This window comes from Pseudomonas sp. B14(2022) (genome assembly GCF_012030485.1).
Lineage (GTDB): Bacteria > Pseudomonadota > Gammaproteobacteria > Pseudomonadales > Pseudomonadaceae > Aquipseudomonas.
This window is the reverse complement of record NZ_JAAUVM010000021.1, coordinates 44,408-63,496: the sequence shown is the minus strand read 5'-3', so window position 1 is coordinate 63,496 and position 19,089 is coordinate 44,408. Positions and strand designations below refer to the sequence as shown.

Sequence of the window (19,089 nt, the reverse complement as noted above, 5' to 3'; positions counted from 1 at the left end):
ATCTCGCCCTTAAACCGGCATCTGCATGATGTCTTGATAGGCCTGGACCAGCTTGTTACGCACTTGGGTCAGGGCCTGGAAGGAGACGCTGGCCTTTTGCGAGGCGACCATCACATCGGTGAGGTCCACACCGCTTTTGCCGATCTCGAACGCATTGGCCAACTGACTGGAGGCTTGCTGGGTGTCACTGACTTTGTTGATGGCCTGGCCGAGCATATCGGCGAAGCTGCTTTGGCCCAGTTCCGGCGCTGGCGCGACGGATTTCGGTTGAGCCATGGCATCCATTTGCATGGCGCGCATATCCAACATCAACCGATTGAACTCAATACCCTGGCTCATGACCTTCTCTCTCCAACCCGCAAATTTTTGACACTACGCAGCGATTACTAGGGGAAGTAGCAACAAGGGTGCCAGCTCTGTATCAACTCGTAAGAAAAGGCGACAAACCTTGTCGACCTTGTTACCGGTTACGTGGCGAACAAATACGCTTCCACGTCCATCCCGGCGTCGCGCATCTGCGCCAGCTTGTAGCGCAGGGTGCGCGGGCTGATACCCAGGCGCTCGGCAGCCTCTTTGCGGCGGCCGCGCTCGGCGCGCAGGGTGTCGATGATCATCTGGAATTCGCGGCGACGCAGGTCGTCACCCAGCCCTCCGGCAGGCTCGGCCTCGGCAACCACTGGCGCGGGCGCCAACGTAGGCAGCGGTGCCGTACCGCTGCCCATGGCCAGGCAGAAATCCTGGGGCTGGATCAAGCCGCCCTGCTGCAAAATCAGCGCGCGCTGGATGGCGTTGTCCAATTCCCGCACGTTGCCGGGCCATGGATAGCTGATCAGGCAGGCCTGGGCTTCGGCGGACAGCCGCGCCTGGGCGTGCTTCATTTTTTTGACGTGGTTGTTCAGCAGGCGCTCGGCCAGCGGAATGATGTCTGCCGGGCGCTCACGCAACGGGCGCCAGGCCAGGGGGAACACCGAGAGGCGGTAGAACAGGTCTTCCCGGAAGCGCCCCGCCGCCACTTCGCCAGCGAGGTCGCGGTTGGTGGTGGCGACCACGCGGATATCCAGCTGGATCGGCTTGCGCGCGCCGACTCGCTCCACTTCGCGCTCCTGCAGCACCCGCAATAGCTTGGCTTGCAGGCCCAGGGGCATTTCCGAAATCTCATCCAGCAGGATGGTGCCGCCATCGGCCTGTTCGAACTTGCCCGCCTGGGCCGCGATGGCGCCGGTGAACGAGCCCTTTTCGTGGCCGAACAGCGTGGCTTCGAGCATGTTGTCGGGGATCGCCGCGCAGTTGATGGCGATAAACGGTTGCTGGGCGCGGGTCGACTGCTGGTGGATATAACGCGCCAGCACCTCTTTACCAGTACCGGACTCACCGGAGATCAGCACGGTGGAATCACTGCGCGCCACGCGGGCGGCCAATTCGAGCAATTGGGCACTGGCGGGTTCGAAGGCAATGGGCCCCTCGCCTTCGCTGGCCGGAATCACGCCCAGGGCGTGGCGCGCGACCAGCTCGATCAGGGCTTTAGGCTCAAAGGGTTTGACCAGGTAATCCGCCGCGCCCTGACGCATCGCGTCCACGGCACGCTCAACGGCACCGTGGGCGGTCATCAGCAGCACCGGCAGTTGCGGCTGACGCGCACGCAGCAGGCCGAGCAACTGGTGGCCGTCCATGCCGGGCATGTTCACGTCGCTGACTACCAGGCTGAAGGTTTCCTGCTCCACCGCCTCCAAGGCGTCCTCGGCAGACCCGACCGCCCGGTAGTCATGGCCCGCCAACAACAGCGTGTCAGCCAATGCTTCACGCAGGGCGCGATCGTCTTCCACCAACAGAACCTTGATAGCCATATCCTTACTCCGCGCTTGCCGCGCAAGAAAACAGCGGCAAGGTCATCAATGCACAGGTGCCACGCCCAACGCGGGAATGCAGCTGCAATTCTCCCTGATGGGCACGTGCCACGGCCTTGACCACGGTCAGGCCCAGGCCGGTGCCGTTGGTCTTGGTGGTAAAAAACGGTTCACCCAGGCGCTTGAGCACCACCGGATCGATACCGCTGCCGCTGTCGCTGACGCACAGGCGCAGAGTTTGTTCGCGGTTGTACAGGTGCACCTTGAGCCGCGCGCCGGGGCCGCTGGCCTGGGTGGCGTTTTCGATCAGGTTGAGCAGCGAGCCCACCAGGGTGTCGCGGTTGCAGAGCAGCTCGCCGAGGTGGCTGTCGCACTGCCAGCGCACTTGCACGCCTTGGATATGGGCAGCAGCCGCAGCTTGCAGGGCCTGCATCAGCTGGGCCGGCGTCACGCGGTCGGTCAGCGGCAATTCGCCGCGGGCAAACACCAGCATGTCGCGTACCTGGTGCTCCAATTCATGCAGGCGCTCCTTGAGGCGCCCGGCAAAACGCTGGTGGGTGGCGGCGGGTAATTGTTCATCAGTCAAATGACTGGCGTAGATCAACGCGGCCGACAACGGCGTGCGGATCTGATGCGCCAACGAAGCGACCATCCTGCCCAAAGACGACAAACGCTCATGGCGCGCCAACTGGTCCTGCAGGTGACGGGTTTCAGTCAGGTCGTTAAGCAGCACCAGTTGCCCCGGCTCCGCATCCAGGGAACGGGTGGCAATGGACAGGCGACGCCCGTCTTTCAGGGAGATTTCGTGGCCATCGTCCTCACGCGGCGCAAAGCAGCGGGTGATGACGTGTCGCCACAGCTCGCCTTCCAGCGGCAGGCCAAGCATGTCGCAGGCCGCCGGATTGGCTTCACGCACGCGGCCGTCTTCATCGATGACAATCACGCCACCGGGTAACAGCGACAGCAGGTTTTGCAGGCGGTTGGCCAGGCGCTCTTTTTCGGCGAGCTCTTCCATGCGCTGGGCACTGACCACCGCCAGTTCGCCTTTCAGCTCGGAGACCCGGGCTTCCAGCAGGCTGTAGGAGTCGGTCAGCTGGCTCGACATCTGGCTGAACTGCGAGAACGCCTGTTCAAGACCCTGGCGGGTCGGCGGCTCGACAGGCGGAACCAGCCCCTGGATGGCAGGGGCCGAAGATAGTTGGGCGGCGTGGGGCATCATGCTCTCTCGCTTGGCTGACCGTCAGTTAAACGGAACGTTGCGAGAGCTGTAGCAATAGTTGTGCCGAAAAAAAACCGCTGAAATATCAGCGGCTTGGAAAACAGGCGTCAATCATCTGCCTGTTCATCACCGTCTTTGCGGCTCATTCCGTACTTGCGCATCTTCTCCACCAGGGTGGTTCGACGGATGCGCAGGCGCTCGGCGGCACGGGCGACGATGCCGTTGGCGTCGTCCAGGGCCTGCTGGATCAGCCCCTGCTCCAGGTTGCCGAGGTAGTCCTTCAAGTCCAGGCCTTCAGGCGGCAACATGGCGGTGGAGCCGAAGTCCGGGGCGTGGCCGTTGATGGCGACCCGTTCTTCCATGTCGCTGCGCAGGCTGTCGACCAGTTGCTCGTCTTCGTCGTCGACGTAGCGGAATTTCTTCGGCAACTCGACCACGCCGATCACACCGTAGGGATGCATGATCGCCATGCGCTCTACTAGGTTGGCCAGTTCACGGACGTTGCCCGGCCAGCCGTGGCGGCACAGGGACATGATTGCGGCCGAATTGAAGCGGATCGAACCGCGCTTTTCGTGTTCCATGCGCGAGATCAGCTCGTTCATCAGCAGCGGGATGTCCTCCACGCGCTCACGCAGCGGGGCCATCTCGATCGGGAATACGTTGAGGCGGTAGTACAGGTCTTCGCGGAAGCTGCCGACCTCGATCATGCTTTCGAGGTTCTTGTGGGTTGCGGCGATGATGCGCACGTCGACGCTCTGGGTCTTGTTGCTGCCCACGCGCTCGAAGGTGCGCTCCTGCAATACGCGCAGCAGCTTGACCTGCATCGGCAGCGGCATGTCGCCGATTTCGTCGAGGAACAGGGTGCCGCCGTTGGCCAGCTCGAAACGCCCGGCACGGCTGGTGATCGCCCCGGTAAAGGCGCCCTTCTCGTGGCCGAACAGTTCGCTTTCGAGCAGCTCTGCCGGGATCGCCCCGCAGTTGACCGGCACAAATGGCCCGTCGCGGCGCTTGGAGTGGTAGTGCAGGTTGCGCGCGACCACTTCCTTGCCGGTGCCCGACTCGCCAAGGATCAGCACGCTGGCGTCGGTATCGGCCACCTGCTGCATCATCTGGCGCACGTGCTGGATGGCACGGCTGGTGCCGACCAGGCTGCGGAACAGGTTGGGTTCGCGGTGGCGACCGCGCTCGCGGGCCTGGTCGTACATCTCGCGATAGACCTGGGCACGGTGCAGGGAATCAAGCAATTTGCTGTAGCTGGGGGGCATTTCCAGGCTGGAAAGCACGCGGCGGCGCTGGTCTTCCGGCAGCTCGACAGAAGAAATATCACCGATTAGCAACACCGGAAGGAACTCATCCCAGGTAGACAGTGTCTTTAACAAGCCCAAAACACCACCTGGAGCGTTTACCGTCCCGATCAGCACACAAATGACTTCACGGCTCGACGACAACGAGCTGGACACCTGCTGCCAATCATGGCTGCCGCAGGGCAGATTTTCTTCGCCAAGAAAATTCAAAATCACCGCCAAGTCGCGGCGGCGGACGCTATCGTCATCGATCAGCAGAATTTTGGTTTCACGCCACATGCAATAGCAACTTCCCTAGTAAAACTTCCTGCCCCGAGATTGTGGGCAATCGAGGCGCCTGTAAGACTTCTTACCTTACTAGACGTCTGAAATCTGAAAACAGCACTAGTTAAGTCAAAAAAGCTGGTACGGTCAAATTTATGACGCACCGGTAGGATTAACTGCGACTGTTCAACCGAACAGATGGTAAACCTTTGACGCATTTTTCGCTTGGTTGATCTGCGACATCTCTTCAAAAATCGCCTGGCGCTCGCCGGTCGTCACCTCAAGCAACTGCTGATATACCACCAACAGGCTCTCAAGCTTCTCGCGCAGCGCATCTTCATCCACTGGCGCTTCGCTGAGCACCTCATCGATCACCGCGCGGCAACCCAGGTCCAACTCGCCAACGGCCTCCCAATTGCGCTCGGCCAGCGCGCCGATCAGGGCTTCGCGGGTTTCGTCGATGCGTTGCAGTGCTTGGCTCATGATCTGTACCTCAAGGCGATCCGCCTTATTGTGGAGCGATGGCATCCCAGCCGGTTTTGACTGTAATCAGCAGGCGGGCGACTTCGTCGATCATCTCGGCGTCATTGACTTGATTCGCCTCGACCAGACGATTGCCCATGTAGTTGTACAGGGCGTCCAAACGCTGTATCGCTTCCGGATCTTCGGCTTTCTCCGGCTCCAGACCATCGCGCAGGCCGGAGATAATTTCGATCGCCTTGCCCAGCAACAGCCCTTTCTGGGCGATATCACCGCGACTCAACGCCCCCTTGGCCTGCGCCATACGGTCCAGGCCACCTTCCATCAGCATCTGCACCAGACGATGCGGGCTGGCCTCGGAGACCTGAGCATGGGAATTGACCTTCTGGTACTGGCGAAGGGCTCTCATCGGGTTCATGTTGCTACCTCGTTACTGGCGACAATCGAATAGGTTTGCTTAACCAGTTTTTCGACTGAGGCGACAAAAACTTTAATCCAGAACCATGGGCCAGGGCCCTGAATCAGGGCCCACGGCGCGCCGTCCATCAGCTCGACTTCGGATTGTTCAGCGAGTTGAGGGTGGTCATGATGCTGGAGCTGCTGGAGTTGATCTGGGCGATCATGGTGTCCATGGCGGTGTACTTGGCCGTCAGGGACTTCTGCAAGGCATCCATGCGCCGCGTCAGGTCATCCGTCTCTTTGGTCAAGTCGGTCAACTTGTTGTTGAGATCGGTGGCACGGGTCGCCAGCGTGCCGGTGGTGCCGACATAACTGTTAGTCGCCTTGTTCATCCGCGTGATCAAGCCCGTGTCGCCCGTGAACAGCTTGGCGATATCGCCGGCGCCTTTAACTACTGCCGCGTTCCAGGTTTTGTCATCCAGGCTCAACAGCCCGGTTTTCTGGTCAGTGGTTACACCCATCTGTGCCAAACTGGAAATACTGCCTGCCCCAGAACCGCTGACCAACTCCGAACGCAGGCTGTTCACCAGTTGACGCATCGAAGCATCACCGGTCAACGCCCCTGCGGTGGTGGTCGAGGCATCGCCGGTGGCGGTGACTTTGGTCTGGGTATTGACGGCCGTCATCAGCGCGTTGTATGCGGTGACGAACGACTGTACCGAGGTTTTCAACGTGTCGGTGTTGCTGGCCACGGTGATGGTCGTTTTCTTGTCCAAGTCAATCGTGTCCAGCAGATCCAGGGTCACGCCACTGATCGCAGACGTGATCTTGTTGCTGTTGGATGACATTTCAACGTCATCGATGGAGTACTTGGCATTTTTCGGGGCCGCGCCCTTGTCATACCCGGTGGCCAGCTGCGAGTCGCCACTGAGGGTGATGTCGGTGCCTTCGCCCATGTTGGTAGACGTCAGCACCAGACGCGCGCCGTTGGAGTCACTCAGCACGTTGGCGCTGATGCCCTGGGACGAAAGCTGGGTATTGATGGACTCGCGCACCTGTTGCAAGGTTGCGCCGCCAGGAATCACCACGTCATAGCTTTTGCCCGACTGGTTGATCGTCAGCGTCTGGTCTTCGTCGGTGCTATTGGCCTTGCCCGTCGCGCCGTCCACATTCACTGCGGTGGTGACTTTCGACGCGGTCGCCAGGTTCGTGACTTTCAGCACGTACTTGCCGCTGGACGCGCCGTCAGCCAAGGTCACCTTGGCATTTTTCTCTTCCGAAGAAGTGGCCGCCAGCCCATTGAACGCCGAGGCATTGTTCAACTTGGTGATCGCCGCCTGGTAGGCTTCCAACGCCGTCTTGACCGAACCAACCGCCGACAACTGCACGGTGGCCTTTTTCTGCTCGTTGGTGATCTGCGCTTGCTTGGGCGCTTGTTCAGCCCCCACCAGCGCCTTGACGATAGCTTGCGTGTCGTAGCCCGAACCTGGGCCGGAAATCGTTGAACTAGCCATTTGCCATTCTCCTTGTCCTGCAGCGGCCGTTTTTTTGGCGCTTATGCGTTCTGACCGCAATCAGAGACATGTTTCGTGCCAACTCAGGCCTTGCTATCAAACAGCAAGCTGCTGGCATCGCTAAGGTTCTGCGCCAGCTTCAGCGCAGTCTCCGAGGGTATCTGTCGAATCACTTCACCACTGTCCGTGGCGATCACCTTGACGACCACCTTGCCGGTGGAGTCATCGATGGAAAAATCCAGGTTGCGCTGTGAAGCCTGCACAAACTCGCGAATATCGGTTACCGCTTTTTCCAGCGCGACGCGCTGCGGTTCCTCGCCCTTGACCGGTTCACTGCTGGCTGCAGTCTTTGCCTGGGGCACCGATGCGGCGCTGGGCTGGGCTGTACCAGAGGCGTAGGGCGTACTTAGCTTGATGCTCATGTCCATGTCACCACCTCCAAACTGAAAAAACGGAAGGGCACGTTAAACGCACCCTCCCGTTATTTAACCGCTGTCGCCTATTACTGAAGCAGCTTCAGAACAGAGGATGGCAGTTGGTTAGCCTGGGACAGGATCGCAGTGGAAGCCTGTTGCAGGGTTTGTTGCTTGGTCAGTTCAGCAGCTTCAGAAGCGAAGTCAGCGTCTTCTACGCGGCCTTTGGCAGCGGAGGAGTTCTGCGAAATGCTCTGCAGGTTGGCCACGGTGCTGGCGAAGCGGTTTTGTACGGCACCCAGCTGCGAACGCTGGCTGTCGATCTGCTGCATGGCATCGTCCAAAGCCTGGATGGCCTGCTGCGAAGAAGCGGCAGTCAGAACGCTCAGGTCGGAAACGCTGGTTTCCATGGTGACGGCGGTTTTGGTGCCATTACTAGCAACAGTGGTCAGGCCCAGTGCCGCAAGGCCAGTACCGGCGCTGCCGTCCTTGATGGTGATGTCTTTGTCAGCGAACAGGTTCAAGGTGCCGTCAGCGTTTTTGCTAGCTTGAACACCGGTGCTGGCGCTGTTGATCGAAGAAACGATCGCATCAGCGGTATCACCTTTCTTGAACTTGACTTCAACACCGTTCACGTCGATGGAAGTGTCAGCGGTCAGTTTGGCTTGAGTGGTACCAGCCGACAGACCCAACTGAGACAACGAACCGCTGTTGGTGTTGGCCAGCTTGATGTCTTCACCACCACCCGAAGTAACTTTTACACGGCCGTCAGTAAAAGTAGCGGTGGCGCCAGCACCAGCAGCTGCGCTCAAACTGGTCAACACGGTGCTCATGGCGTCACCAGCAGTCCAAGTCACAGCAGTGCCATTGACCGAGATTGCACCGTCAGCCTTGAGGGAGCTGTCGGAAGGAGTGGTGCCAACAGCCATACCGAGCTTGGCCAAACCGTCTGTCGCACCGACGACTGCCGACGCACCCAAAACGATGGCGTTTTTCGAGGTCAGAGTTACGACACCACTAGAATCAGCAGTAGCAGTAACGCCGGTAGTTGCGGTTTGAGCGTTGATGGCGGTTAGTGCAGCGTCAGATGTATTTGTGCCACCAGTTGTTACGCCAAGATTAAATTCAGTACCGTTGATGGTGAATGCGTCAGTAGCAACTGTAGCTGTTGCTGCCGTACCGACTAGCTGTGCGCTATTGCCCAATACCGAACCAGTAGCAGTAGCCGCCAAGCCAGTCATTGCAGCACCGTCTACAGCAGCTTCTTTGTAGTTACCCTTCAGCGCAGTCGAGCTGATATCAGTCATACCGAACGAGATAGTCTCGTTAGCGTTGGCGCCGATTTGGAAAGCTACGTTGCTGAACGAGCCGTCCAGCAGGTTACGACCACCGAAGGTGGTGGTGCTGGCGATACGGTTCAGCTCGCCCACTTTAGCGGTGAATTCTTGCTGCAGGGAAACACGGTCAGCGTCGCTTTTATCACCGTTCGCCGCTTGCAGGGCGAGTTCACGCAGACGCTGCAGGGTGTTGGTGGATTCTTGCATCGCGCCTTCAGCGGTCTGGGCAATCGACACGCCGTTGTTGGCGTTAGCGATGGCAACGTTCAGGCCTTTGACCTGGTTGTTCAGACGGTTGGCGATCTGCATGCCGGCAGCGTCGTCTTTGGCGCTGTTGATTTTCAGGCCGGAGGACAGACGGTTCATCGACTGGCTCAGAGCGTCGGAAGCTTTGTTCAGGTTCTTCTGGACACCCAGGGAAGTGATGTTGGTGTTTACTGATAATGCCATGACGAAATCCTCGTTGATTGGATGCTGCGGCTTCCGGCCCTGGCAACCGCCGGGTGTGGCCTAGAGAACCTACGTAATAGTTATCGTCGTGGTAGCCAGTTGCTTGAGGTTTTTTTTGAAATTTTTTACTAGCACCGTGCCACCCCTTGCAATTCAAGGGCTTAGGCCCGCGAAAAACCCCGGTTTCATTGGCTTTTCTGGCGCCAATAAAAAAACGCCGATGATCTCTCGATCATCGGCGTTTCTTTTGAAGCCGGTTAAAACCTCACGAACGATAGAGAATCGCCGACCCCCACGACAACCCCACACCAAAACCACTGATAGCCACGCGCTTCCAGGTGGCGTCGATCACATGCTTTTCCAGCAGCAACGGAATACTCGACGACACGGTGTTGCCGGTCTCGACCATGTCCTTTATGAACTTGTCCACCGGTGCATCTTCAAAGCGACGCGCCACGGCGTCGACAATCGCCGCACTGCCCTGGTGAATGCAGAACGCATCGATGTCATCGGCCTTGAGGTCCGACTCATTGAGCAGCTCGTGCAAATGCGCCGGCACCTTGAGCAAGGCGAAGTTGAACACCTGGCGGCCGTTCATGAAAAATACGCCATCGCTAACCTTAAGGTGCGGTGCGCCGGAACCGTCGGTGCCGAACTTGGCCTTGCCCAGTAGCCACGGTGCATCTTCACCCATCCAGGTGGCGGTGGCAGCGTCGCCGAACAGCATGGTGGTGTTGCGGTCTTCCGGGTCAACGATCTTGGAGTACGGGTCGGCGGTGATCAGCAGGCCGTTCTTCAGGCCGGTGGCTTCCATGAAGCCTTTCATCGCGTAGATGCCGTAGACGTAGCCGGAGCACCCCAGGGAGATATCAAAGGCCGCGACGTGGGTCGGCAGGCCGAGTTTGTCCTGGACGATGGCAGCAGTGTGGGGCAAGCCTTCTTCATCGCCGTTCTGGGTGACGACGATCAGCGCGTCAATCGACTCGCGCTTCAAATCCGGGTTGTTGGCAAACAAAGCGTTGACCGCCTCGACACACAGATCGGAGGTTTCCTGCGCAGCTTCCTTGCGCGGCAGGAACGCCGAGCCGATCTTGCCAATGATGAATTCTTCATCCTTGGCGAATTTGGCACCCTGGGCGTAGTTATCGATCCCGTCTGCCGGCACGTAACTGGCGATGCTTTTTATGCCAATCATTGTGGCTTCCCAATACTAAATAGCTGGAGAACACCCCAGGCCTGGCCTGGAGTGCTGACAATAAAGGGGATAACCCCATAAAAATCTCGCTGAAAGCCGTCCCGCAAGGACCTTGTGACGACTTATCCTTTTCACACGATACAGTGAAGATGCGCTTTATGACTCACAGGTCACTCAATTTTGTGTGGATTGTGCAAAACGTTTCAACAATTTAGCCGCAGAAACGACAGCGGCCCGCCCTGTTTCCAGAGCGGGCCGCTTGACGTGACGCCACTTACATCTTGTTGAACAGGCTCAACTGCGAGATTTTCACAAAAGCCAGTTGTGACGCCTGCAGCATGGTTTGTTGCAGGCTGAGGTTGATGGCCGCTTCGGCGAAGTCGACATTGCCCAGCGAGTTCATGGTTGTGGTATTGGCCAGGCCAATGCTGGTGTTTTCCTGCACCTGGATATCCAGGGTGTTGAGGCGCGCACCGATGCCACCACGAATCTGGTCGATCTGGCTGTAGGCATTGGTCAGGTTGCCGATGGATCTGGCCACCACATCCTTGAGCTCCTTCTGCAAGGCCGGGTTGCCATCCGACGGTGTCTCGAGGGTCCGACGCAGGCGACTGAGGGTATCGAGCACGTTCTCGTTCTTGTTACTGGTGGCACCGACTAGGAACTGATCGCCGTCTGCAGGATCCGCACTGACGCCCAGGGTAACGCCCGCCACCGTGATCGAGGTGGCACCGGCGGCCAGCGTATCGCTGGCGATGGCTTTGCTGTCTGCGCTGTAAGGCTGCGCGTAGACGCTGTAGGCACCCGCCGCGCCGAACTTGACCACCAGGCCGGAGTTGGGGAACGTGCTGGAATAGGCGGCCTGATCGGTCACTGCGCCGCCCGTCAACTGCGCCGTGCTCGGATTGCTCGGCGTACGCGACACACTGAACGAGTCAGGCTTGATCGAAAGGCTGAACTCGCGGCCCGCCACCACCAGGTCCGACGGCGCGCCCGGCAAGACGTCTTTGCCCAGGTTCAAGCCGATGTCGAACTTGACCCCACGCAGGTTGAGGGTGGAGGCGCCTTCCTTGGTGGAATCGAAGGTGCCGTTGCCCGGGATCTCGGAAGTGATGTCCTTGCCGGCCTTGTCGCTGACGGTGTACTGGGTACTGCTGGTAAAGGTCAGCTTGTATGGCTGGCCGTCGGCAAATTTGTCGCTGCTGGTGCCCGAAGCAATCAGGCCTGCCGATACGGTGACTTTACCGTCATCCACATCCACAGCCGGGTTCGGCAGCACGCGCGTTGCTTGCGTACGCCCGGTATTGGCCGCGGTTTCAAGCATGCTCTTGGCGGTATCCCCCATCGAGATCGACAGGTTTTCAGCGACTTTCAGGGTCAGCGGAGTGTCATCGCCCTGATAGGTGTAGGTGCCGTCGTTGTTGCGCGAATAAGGCGGCGTGTCGGTCTTGCTCCCGGAAAACAGGTAATTGCCGGTGGAATCCTTGGTATTGAGCAGGCCCATGATCTGGTCTTCCAGGGAACCGATTTCAGCGGCCGTCGACTTGCGGTCGGCATCACTGATGCCGAGGTTACCCGCCTTCAGGGCCAACTCACTGGCCCTTTGCACAGCGATGTTGATGTTTTCCAGCACGCTGTCTTCGGTGCTCAGCGAATTTTTCAGCGTGTCGATATTGCCGTTGAATTGCCCCAGCATGTCTTTCTGCTGTTGCAGCATCAGCAACCGCGCCGCCGCCACCGGATCATCCGCCGCCGTTTGCACGCGCACACCACTGCTTGCCTGATCCTGGGCCTTCACCACGCTGGAATAGTTCTGCTGGTAATTGGCGGAGCTGGTTTCGAAATACTGCTGTGTAGAAATACGCATCGTCCCAGACTCCCTTAAAGGCTATTGATCAATGTGGTGAAGGTTTCCTGCGCAGCCTTGATGATCTGCGACGACGCGGTGTAGTACTGCTGGAACTTGATCATGTCGCCCGCCTCGTCATCCAGGTTGACCCCGGACACCGAGTTGCGCGCAGCCTTGTTGGCCGCCAATAAGGCGCCGGTCGCAGAAACGTCAACACCGGACTGGTTGGCCTTGGCGCCTACCTGGGAGACCAGGCGGCTGTTGGCACCGGTCAGGCTCACGCCGACGTTACCACCGCCCAGACCCACAGTGGCCTTGGTCTGCAGATCAAGCAACTGCTGGGCGTTGCGGCCATCGGACTTGCCGCCGCTGTTGAACGAGAAGGTCGTGCTGTCACCATCGGCCGGCGAACCGTTGATGGTGGTGTCGAATTTGAAGCCGGAACCTGGGATCACGGCGCCGGTGGCATCCAGCTCGGGCACATTGACGCTGATCTTGTTGCCCTGCCCCGGAATGATGGTGCCGGTACCGATCGCCTTGCCCTGGGCATTACTGATCGTATACGACTGAGTGCCGTCCGCAGCCGGCTTGCCGAACACCATTTTGACCGGCATCAGGCCTTTAATATCCGTACGTAACTGCGCGGTAGCCGCCCCGCCGTGGATATCCAACGGAACGCTCAACGACGGCTGGGTAAACGTGCCCGTGCCGGCATTGGTCTTGCCGCTCTCGCCGATCAGCGGGCCGGCAAATGCGAGCTTGTTGGCATCGGCCATCTCCACGCCGATAGCACTGGCCCCGGTGGCGGTAGGGCTGACCTTGAAGCTGTCGGGAAAGCTCATGCTGCCCTTGCCATCGAGTGCCAGGGTGAAGCCGTCCATCGGCACCTGGTTGGCGGCGGTGATGTCGAAGGTGCCCATGGCCTTGCCGTCGGAGCGCAGCACCGTGACCATGTTCGGGTTGGTATTGTCGCTGAAGGTGACCTGGTAGTCGAACGTGGTGAGCTTGCTGCTGTCAGTGATCGTCACGTTCAGGTTGCTGGCGGTGGCACTGTTGCCCGCCGCGCCCTGGCTGCGTGAAGCAATGGCGGCAGCGCTGTTGATGTCCTTGAACAGTGAGGTACCGAAATCACCATTCAAGTCCAGGCCCTGGCCCAACTGGTTATTGATGGTATCGGCGGTGGCAATGGCCAGGCGGCCCAGCTCATTGATAGCCGGCATCAGGGCGTCGCTGCGATAACGCAACAGGCCACCAATGCTGCCGCCACTGACCACCGAACCGAGGTCCAGGGCGGTGCCGCTGACATTCAGTTGAATGGTGTACTGACTGTTATCCGCTTTGCTCGGCACCGCAGAAATCGTGTTGACAATCCCACCTTCCACCAGCGACTGGCCAGTGCCGGTGGTAATACTGAATTGGCCGTTCTTTTCCGTCGCAGTCACACCGATCAGCTCGTTGAGCGAGCGCACGGCCTCATTACGCGAGTCCAGCAGGTTGGCTGGCGCGCTGCTGGCCGAACCTTGGGCCTGGAAGATCTGCTTGTTCAGCGAGGCAATCGAGGCGGTCAGTTGGTTGACCTGGTCACTCATGGTGCTCAACTGGCTGTTGATGGTTTCTTTTTGCTGGGTCAGTTGCGTCGACAGCGAGTTGAAGCGATTGGTCAGGGTCTGGGCATTGGCAACCAGCAGTTGCCGGGCCGAAAGGTCATTAGGGTTCGACGAAGCCGTCTGCAACGTTGCAAAAAACGAGCTGAGTACCGACGACATGCCAGTGGTGCGGTCCGACAACAACTTGTCCACACTGCCGATCTGGCCCTGGTACGCATTGGCGTCCGCACTCAACGATGTGCTGTTTTGGTAGGCAGTATCCAGATACTCGTTGTACACCCGACGCACATCCGCCAGGGTCGTGCCGCTACCGATGAACACACCGCCGAACTGGTTCGACGCATTGGCGGTCTGAGCGCTCTGCTGGCGGGAGTAACCCGGAGTATTGACGTTGGCAATGTTATTACTCAAGACCGACAACGATCCTTGAGCGGCGTTAAGCCCTGACATCCCGATGTTGAGCAAACTCATGGTTCAGACCTTATAAATGAGTGGTCGCGCCAGCGGCAGCGTAATTCTGGTAACTGTTCATGGTTTTTGCGATCTGCGAAATCTTGCTGGCATAGGCCGGGTCGGTGGCGTACCCGGCTTTTTGCAACTCGCGTACAAACTGTTCGGGGTTATCGGCCGATTTCACAACTTCTTTATAGCGATCATTGCTTTGCAGCAATGTCACGAGGTCATGGAAGCTGTCCTGGTAGGAGTCGTAAGAACGGAACTGCGCCGTTTCCTTGACCATCGCCCCATCACGAAACTCGCTGGTGATCGCGCGGGCCTGGCCGCCCTGCCAACTCTGGCCGGCCTTGATGCCGAACAGGTTATGGCTGCTGCTGCCATCCTCGGCGCGCATCACCGACTTGCCCCAACCGGTTTCCAGGGCGGCCTGGGCCACCAGGTACTTAGGATCGACACCGATGCGCGCGGCAGCCGCCTTGGCCATCGGCAACATGGTCGCGACAAATTCGTCCTGGGAGCTGAACGCCTTCTTCACCGGCGCCAATGGCGGCTGGGCCACCGCGCGGCCGTAGACCTGCATGCGCCCGCTCGGTACGGCAAATGTGCGCGCAGTGCTGTTGACCACATTGTCGGCGGCCGCGCTGTTACGCAGCGGCGCCGCCTGGGCAACGGTCGTGGTGTCGGTGCTCGGCACGATACCGGCGAGCAGGCGATCGGTGAGCTTGCTCGGCAAGGCGATACGGCGCTGGTTCATCAGCGCGATGTCGTTGCTGTGGGTCGCAGCGGCGCCCGCCTGGGGCTCCGCCACGCGATAGGCCCACAGTGGACGCTGGCCATTGGAACGCCCCAGCGGGCCCTCGGCCTGGGTACCGGCGGCAATTTGCGTCGGCACATCGACTTTCTTGACGGCCTCGGCCGCCGCCGGGCCCTGCAAGGTGGCCGCCTGGGCGTCCACCGGCTTGCTCTTCTGCATCTGGCGCATCAGCACATCGGCCAGGCCGATACCGCCGCCTTCGCGGGACATCGACACCGCCAGTTGCTGGTCGTACATTTCCTGGTACTGCTTGGCCGCCGGGGTGTTCAGCGGGTTGTCCTTGCCCAGGGCGTCGGTGGCCGAACGCATGGATTTGAGCATCTCGTTCAAGAACAGCGACTCGAATTCCTGCGCCACCTTGCGCATATTGCCTTCGCTGTTCTTGTCGCCGACTTTCAGTTGGTTCAGGCGATTCAAGTCAGAATACGAACCCGAATCCGCCGTACTGGTCAGGCCGCTGTTACGCATGTCCATGGCCATGGCCTTAAATCACGATCAGGTCGGCTTGCAACGCGCCGGCCTGCTTCAAAGCTTCGAGGATCGCCATCAAGTCGCCTGGCGCTGCGCCCACCTGGTTCACCGCACGCACAATCTCATCCAGGGTCGTGCCGGGGCCGAACTTGAACATCGGCTTGGCCTCTTGCTGGGCGTTGACCCGCGAGCGTGGCACCACCGCCGTCTGGCCATTGGACAACGGCCCAGGCTGGCTGACGATCGGGTCTTCGGTGATGGTCACGGTCAGGCTGCCGTGGGTCACCGCCGCCGGCGAGACCTTGACGTTCTGACCGATCACGATGGTACCGGTACGCGAATTGATGATGACCTTGGCCACCGCCTGGCCCGGATCAACTTCCAGGTTTTCCAGGATCGAGAGGTAGTCCACGCGCTGGCTGGGGTCCAGCGGCGCAGTCACACGGATCGAGCCACCGTCGATGGCCTGGGCCACGCCAGGGCCGAGCATGTCGTTGATCTTGTCGACCACACGCTTGGCGGTGGTGAAGTCCGAACGGTTGAGGTTCAGGGTCAGGCTGTTGCCCTGGTTGAAACCGCTCGGCACAGTGCGTTCAACCGTGGCGCCGCCGGGAATCCGACCGGCCGATGGCACGTTGACGGTGATCTTCGAACCGTCACGACCTTCGGCGTCAAACCCGCCCACCACCAGGTTGCCCTGGGCGATGGCGTAGACGTTGCCGTCGATACCCTTAAGCGGCGTCATCAACAGGGTGCCGCCGCGAAGGCTCTTGGAGTTACCGATGGACGACACCGTGATGTCGACCACCTGGCCCGGCTTGGAAAACGCCGGCAAATCGGCACTGATCGACACCGCCGCGACGTTCTTCAACTGCACGTTGCCCGAACCCGCCGGCACCTTGATGCCGAACTGCGAGAGCATGTTGTTGAAGGTCTGCAGGGTGAACGGGGTCTGGGTGGTCTGGTCACCCGTACCGTTGAGCCCCACCACCAGGCCGTAGCCGATCAACTGGTTGGAACGCACGCCAGAGATGCTGGCGATGTCTTTCAGGCGCTCGGCCTGGGCGACAGCGCTCAACGTCAGCAAGAGTGCGGCAGCCATCAGTTGTTTGAGTTTCAAAGTGGCCACCTAGAAAGGGAACAGCGGGCTAAGGAAGAAGCGGTCGAACCAGCCCGGCTGGCTCGCATCGGCAAAAGCGCCGGTGCCGGAGTAAGTGATGCGCGCATCGGCGATCCGCGTCGACGGTACGGTGTTGTCGGTGGAGATGTCGTCGGCTCGGACCATCCCCGCAATGCGCACCAGTTCGTCGCCGGTGTTGAGGGTCATCCACTTCTCACCGCGCACGGCAATGATGCCGTTGGGCAATACATCGGCGACGGTCACAGTAATCGAACCGGTCAGGCTGTTGCCCTGCCCCGCCGCGCTCTTGCCGTTGGTGGCACGGTCGCCGCTGTAGCCGGCGTTCAAACTCAGGTCGCCATCGCCCAGCGGGTTGTTGACGTTGGGTACGGCGCCGAACAGCGAGGTCAGGCTCAGACCTGCCTTGCTGGTCTTGCCGATCTGGGAGTTGGCGTTCTTGCTGGCCTGGGTTCGCTCGTTCAGGGTGATGGTGATGATGTCACCCACGCGGAACGCCTTGCGGTCGCTGTACAGGTTCTGTTCGAAACCGGCCTGGTAGATCGAGCCATTGTTGGCCGCCGCCGGCAATGGCGTGCGCGGCAACACCGGCGCGTAGTACGGGTCATTGGGTTTTGGCGTCGGGGCGACACAGCCCGCGAGCACGGCAATCCCACTCAATGCCAGAACGGAAACATAGCGATTCATGACCCTTACCTCACGGTGTTGCAGGAGCTCTCAGGAGCGCCCCATGGACTTGATTACAGATTCTGCGTTACGAACGAAAGCATCTGGTCGGCGGTGGAAATCACCTTGGAGTTCATCTCGTAGGCGCGCTGAGTAGTGATCATGTTGACCATCTCTTCAACGGTGCTGACGTTGGAGGTTTCCAGGGTGCTTTGCAGCGTGGTGCCGAAACCGTTCAGGCCGGGAGTGCCGATTTGCGGCGCGCCGCTGGCGGCGGTTTCCAGGAACAAATTGCCACCCATGGCCTGCAGGCCGGCCGGGTTGATGAAGTCGGCGGTCTGCAGATTTCCGATTACCTGGGACGCCGGGTTGCCGGCCACGGTGATCGAAACGGTGCCATCGTTGCCGACGGTGAAGGTCTGCGCATCGGCTGGCACCACAATCGCAGGTTCCAAGGCGAAGCCGTTGGCGGTGACGATCTGGCCGTTGGAATCCAGGTGGAACGTACCGTCACGGGTGTAGGACGTGGTCCCATCCGGCTGCAGGATCTGGAAGAAGCCTTTGCCGTTGATTGCCATGTCCAGCGGTTGGCCGGTCTGCTGCAGGTTACCGGCGTTGAAGTTCTTCTGGGTGCCGACGATCTTCACACCGGTACCCAGTTGCAGACCCGACGGCAATTCGCTGTCCTGAGTCGACTGGGCGCCTGGCTGGCGCTTGATCTGATAGAGCAAGTCCTGGAACTCGGCGCGGTCACGTTTGAAACCCGTGGTCGACACGTTGGCCAAGTTGTTGGAAATGGTGGTCAGGTTGGTGTCCTGGGCGGACAGACCTGTTTTGGCAACCCATAGAGCCGGAAGCATGCTGTTCTCCTTTGCGCGCCTGTTTGTTGGCGCCGCGTTACACAATTAGAATTCGGTGGTCGCCTGTCAGCTCATCTGCATGACGCGAGTCATGGCCTGGTCATCTTCCTTGGCGCTGTTCATCATCTTGATGTGCAGCTCGAACTGCTTGGCAAGCGCCAATACGGCGGTCATTTCCTCCACCGCATTGACGTTGCTCGCCTGCAGGAAGCCCGAGGTCAGCGTGACGTTTGCGTCGGCCTGTGCCGGCTGGCCATCCTTGGTGTGGATGCTGCCGTCCAGGCCTTTGGTCATGTTCTTAAGGTCAGGCTGGACCAGCTTGATACGGTCCACCTCAGCCATCACCCGTGGGCCTTCACCCATAGCGCGGATGCTGATGGTGCCGTCGGCGCCCACTTCGATCTTCTGTTGGGGCGGCACGGCAATCGGGCCGCCGTTGCCCATGATCGGCATGCCGTTGCCGGCCCGCAGCACGCCCAGCGCATCGACGTTCATGCTGGCGCTGCGCACGTAGGCTTCGCCGCCGTCCGGGGTTTGCACGGCCATCCAGCCGTCACCACTAACGGCCACGTCCAGGTCACGGCCGGTCTCGATCATCGCGCCAGGCGTGAAGTCGGTGGCTGGGCGCTCGGTCATGGCAAAGGCCCGCGCCGGAAAGCTGTCACCGAACACCGGCATCGAACGCGCCTGTTCCAGGTCACGTTGAAAACCGTTGGTGGAAATGTTCGCCAAGTTGTTGGCATGAGCCTTCTGCGCCAGTGCGTTCTGGCTGGCGCCGGTCATTGCCACATAAAGGTACTTGTCCACGC

17 protein-coding genes are annotated in these 19,089 nt (G+C 59.9%); all 17 read right to left on the bottom strand.

The window, feature by feature from the left end:
- Positions 1 to 9: 9 nt before the first annotated feature.
- The 17 genes from fliE to HCF10_RS24550 all read right to left on the bottom strand — a co-directional run bounded on the left by fliE (position 10) and on the right by HCF10_RS24550 (position 19,087).
- Positions 10 to 339 carry a flagellar hook-basal body complex protein FliE gene (gene fliE, locus HCF10_RS24630; protein WP_010208741.1) on the bottom strand — a complete coding sequence of 110 codons (330 nt, stop codon included), beginning with the start codon at positions 337 to 339 and terminating at the stop codon, positions 10 to 12.
- A 128-nt stretch (positions 340 to 467) separates the two neighbouring features.
- Complete coding sequence (locus HCF10_RS24625; RefSeq protein WP_167656600.1) at positions 468 to 1,844, bottom strand: sigma-54-dependent transcriptional regulator; 1,377 nt, start codon at positions 1,842 to 1,844, stop codon at positions 468 to 470.
- 4 nt (positions 1,845 to 1,848) lie between these two features.
- Complete coding sequence (locus HCF10_RS24620) at positions 1,849 to 3,060, bottom strand: sensor histidine kinase (protein ID WP_237683177.1); 1,212 nt, start codon at positions 3,058 to 3,060, stop codon at positions 1,849 to 1,851.
- A 110-nt stretch (positions 3,061 to 3,170) separates the two neighbouring features.
- Complete coding sequence (locus HCF10_RS24615; RefSeq protein WP_167656599.1) at positions 3,171 to 4,646, bottom strand: sigma-54 dependent transcriptional regulator; 1,476 nt, start codon at positions 4,644 to 4,646, stop codon at positions 3,171 to 3,173.
- A 171-nt stretch (positions 4,647 to 4,817) separates the two neighbouring features.
- The gene (locus HCF10_RS24610; protein WP_167656598.1) at positions 4,818 to 5,114 is read right to left on the bottom strand and encodes a flagellar protein FliT; all 297 of its coding nucleotides are present in this window, start codon (positions 5,112 to 5,114) and stop codon (positions 4,818 to 4,820) included.
- 25 nt (positions 5,115 to 5,139) lie between these two features.
- Positions 5,140 to 5,529, bottom strand: a complete 390-nt coding sequence (gene fliS / locus HCF10_RS24605) for a flagellar export chaperone FliS (RefSeq protein WP_034099507.1) — start codon at positions 5,527 to 5,529, stop codon at positions 5,140 to 5,142.
- A gap of 127 nt (positions 5,530 to 5,656) precedes the next feature.
- The gene (fliD, locus tag HCF10_RS24600) at positions 5,657 to 7,024 is read right to left on the bottom strand and encodes a flagellar filament capping protein FliD (protein WP_167656597.1); all 1,368 of its coding nucleotides are present in this window, start codon (positions 7,022 to 7,024) and stop codon (positions 5,657 to 5,659) included.
- Positions 7,025 to 7,107: 83 nt separating this feature from the next.
- Positions 7,108 to 7,452 carry a flagellar protein FlaG gene (locus HCF10_RS24595; RefSeq protein ID WP_167656596.1) on the bottom strand — a complete coding sequence of 115 codons (345 nt, stop codon included), beginning with the start codon at positions 7,450 to 7,452 and terminating at the stop codon, positions 7,108 to 7,110.
- 74 nt (positions 7,453 to 7,526) lie between these two features.
- Positions 7,527 to 9,224, bottom strand: coding sequence for a flagellin N-terminal helical domain-containing protein (locus HCF10_RS24590; RefSeq protein ID WP_167656595.1), 1,698 nt, complete (start codon positions 9,222 to 9,224; stop codon positions 7,527 to 7,529).
- A gap of 265 nt (positions 9,225 to 9,489) precedes the next feature.
- Positions 9,490 to 10,419 carry a ketoacyl-ACP synthase III gene (locus HCF10_RS24585; RefSeq protein ID WP_167656594.1) on the bottom strand — a complete coding sequence of 310 codons (930 nt, stop codon included), beginning with the start codon at positions 10,417 to 10,419 and terminating at the stop codon, positions 9,490 to 9,492.
- Between the two features lie 274 nt (positions 10,420 to 10,693).
- Positions 10,694 to 12,286 (bottom strand): flagellar hook-associated protein 3, encoded by a 1,593-nt coding sequence (locus HCF10_RS24580; protein WP_167656593.1) that lies wholly within the window; start codon positions 12,284 to 12,286, stop codon positions 10,694 to 10,696.
- Between the two features lie 14 nt (positions 12,287 to 12,300).
- On the bottom strand, positions 12,301 to 14,346 hold the full coding sequence (flgK, locus tag HCF10_RS24575; RefSeq protein WP_167656592.1) for a flagellar hook-associated protein FlgK: 2,046 nt from the start codon (positions 14,344 to 14,346) through the stop codon (positions 12,301 to 12,303).
- A gap of 10 nt (positions 14,347 to 14,356) precedes the next feature.
- Positions 14,357 to 15,625: a flagellar assembly peptidoglycan hydrolase FlgJ gene (gene flgJ / locus HCF10_RS24570; protein WP_167656591.1), complete on the bottom strand. Its 1,269-nt coding sequence runs from the start codon at positions 15,623 to 15,625 to the stop codon at positions 14,357 to 14,359.
- A gap of 4 nt (positions 15,626 to 15,629) precedes the next feature.
- Positions 15,630 to 16,718, bottom strand: coding sequence for a flagellar basal body P-ring protein FlgI (locus HCF10_RS24565; RefSeq protein ID WP_131698736.1), 1,089 nt, complete (start codon positions 16,716 to 16,718; stop codon positions 15,630 to 15,632).
- A 27-nt stretch (positions 16,719 to 16,745) separates the two neighbouring features.
- Positions 16,746 to 17,441, bottom strand: a complete 696-nt coding sequence (gene flgH / locus HCF10_RS24560; protein ID WP_131698585.1) for a flagellar basal body L-ring protein FlgH — start codon at positions 17,439 to 17,441, stop codon at positions 16,746 to 16,748.
- Positions 17,442 to 17,494: 53 nt separating this feature from the next.
- Positions 17,495 to 18,280, bottom strand: coding sequence for a flagellar basal-body rod protein FlgG (gene flgG / locus HCF10_RS24555; RefSeq protein WP_131698586.1), 786 nt, complete (start codon positions 18,278 to 18,280; stop codon positions 17,495 to 17,497).
- 66 nt (positions 18,281 to 18,346) lie between these two features.
- Positions 18,347 to 19,087 carry a flagellar basal body rod protein FlgF gene (locus HCF10_RS24550; protein WP_131698587.1) on the bottom strand — a complete coding sequence of 247 codons (741 nt, stop codon included), beginning with the start codon at positions 19,085 to 19,087 and terminating at the stop codon, positions 18,347 to 18,349.
- Positions 19,088 to 19,089: the final 2 nt, after the last annotated feature.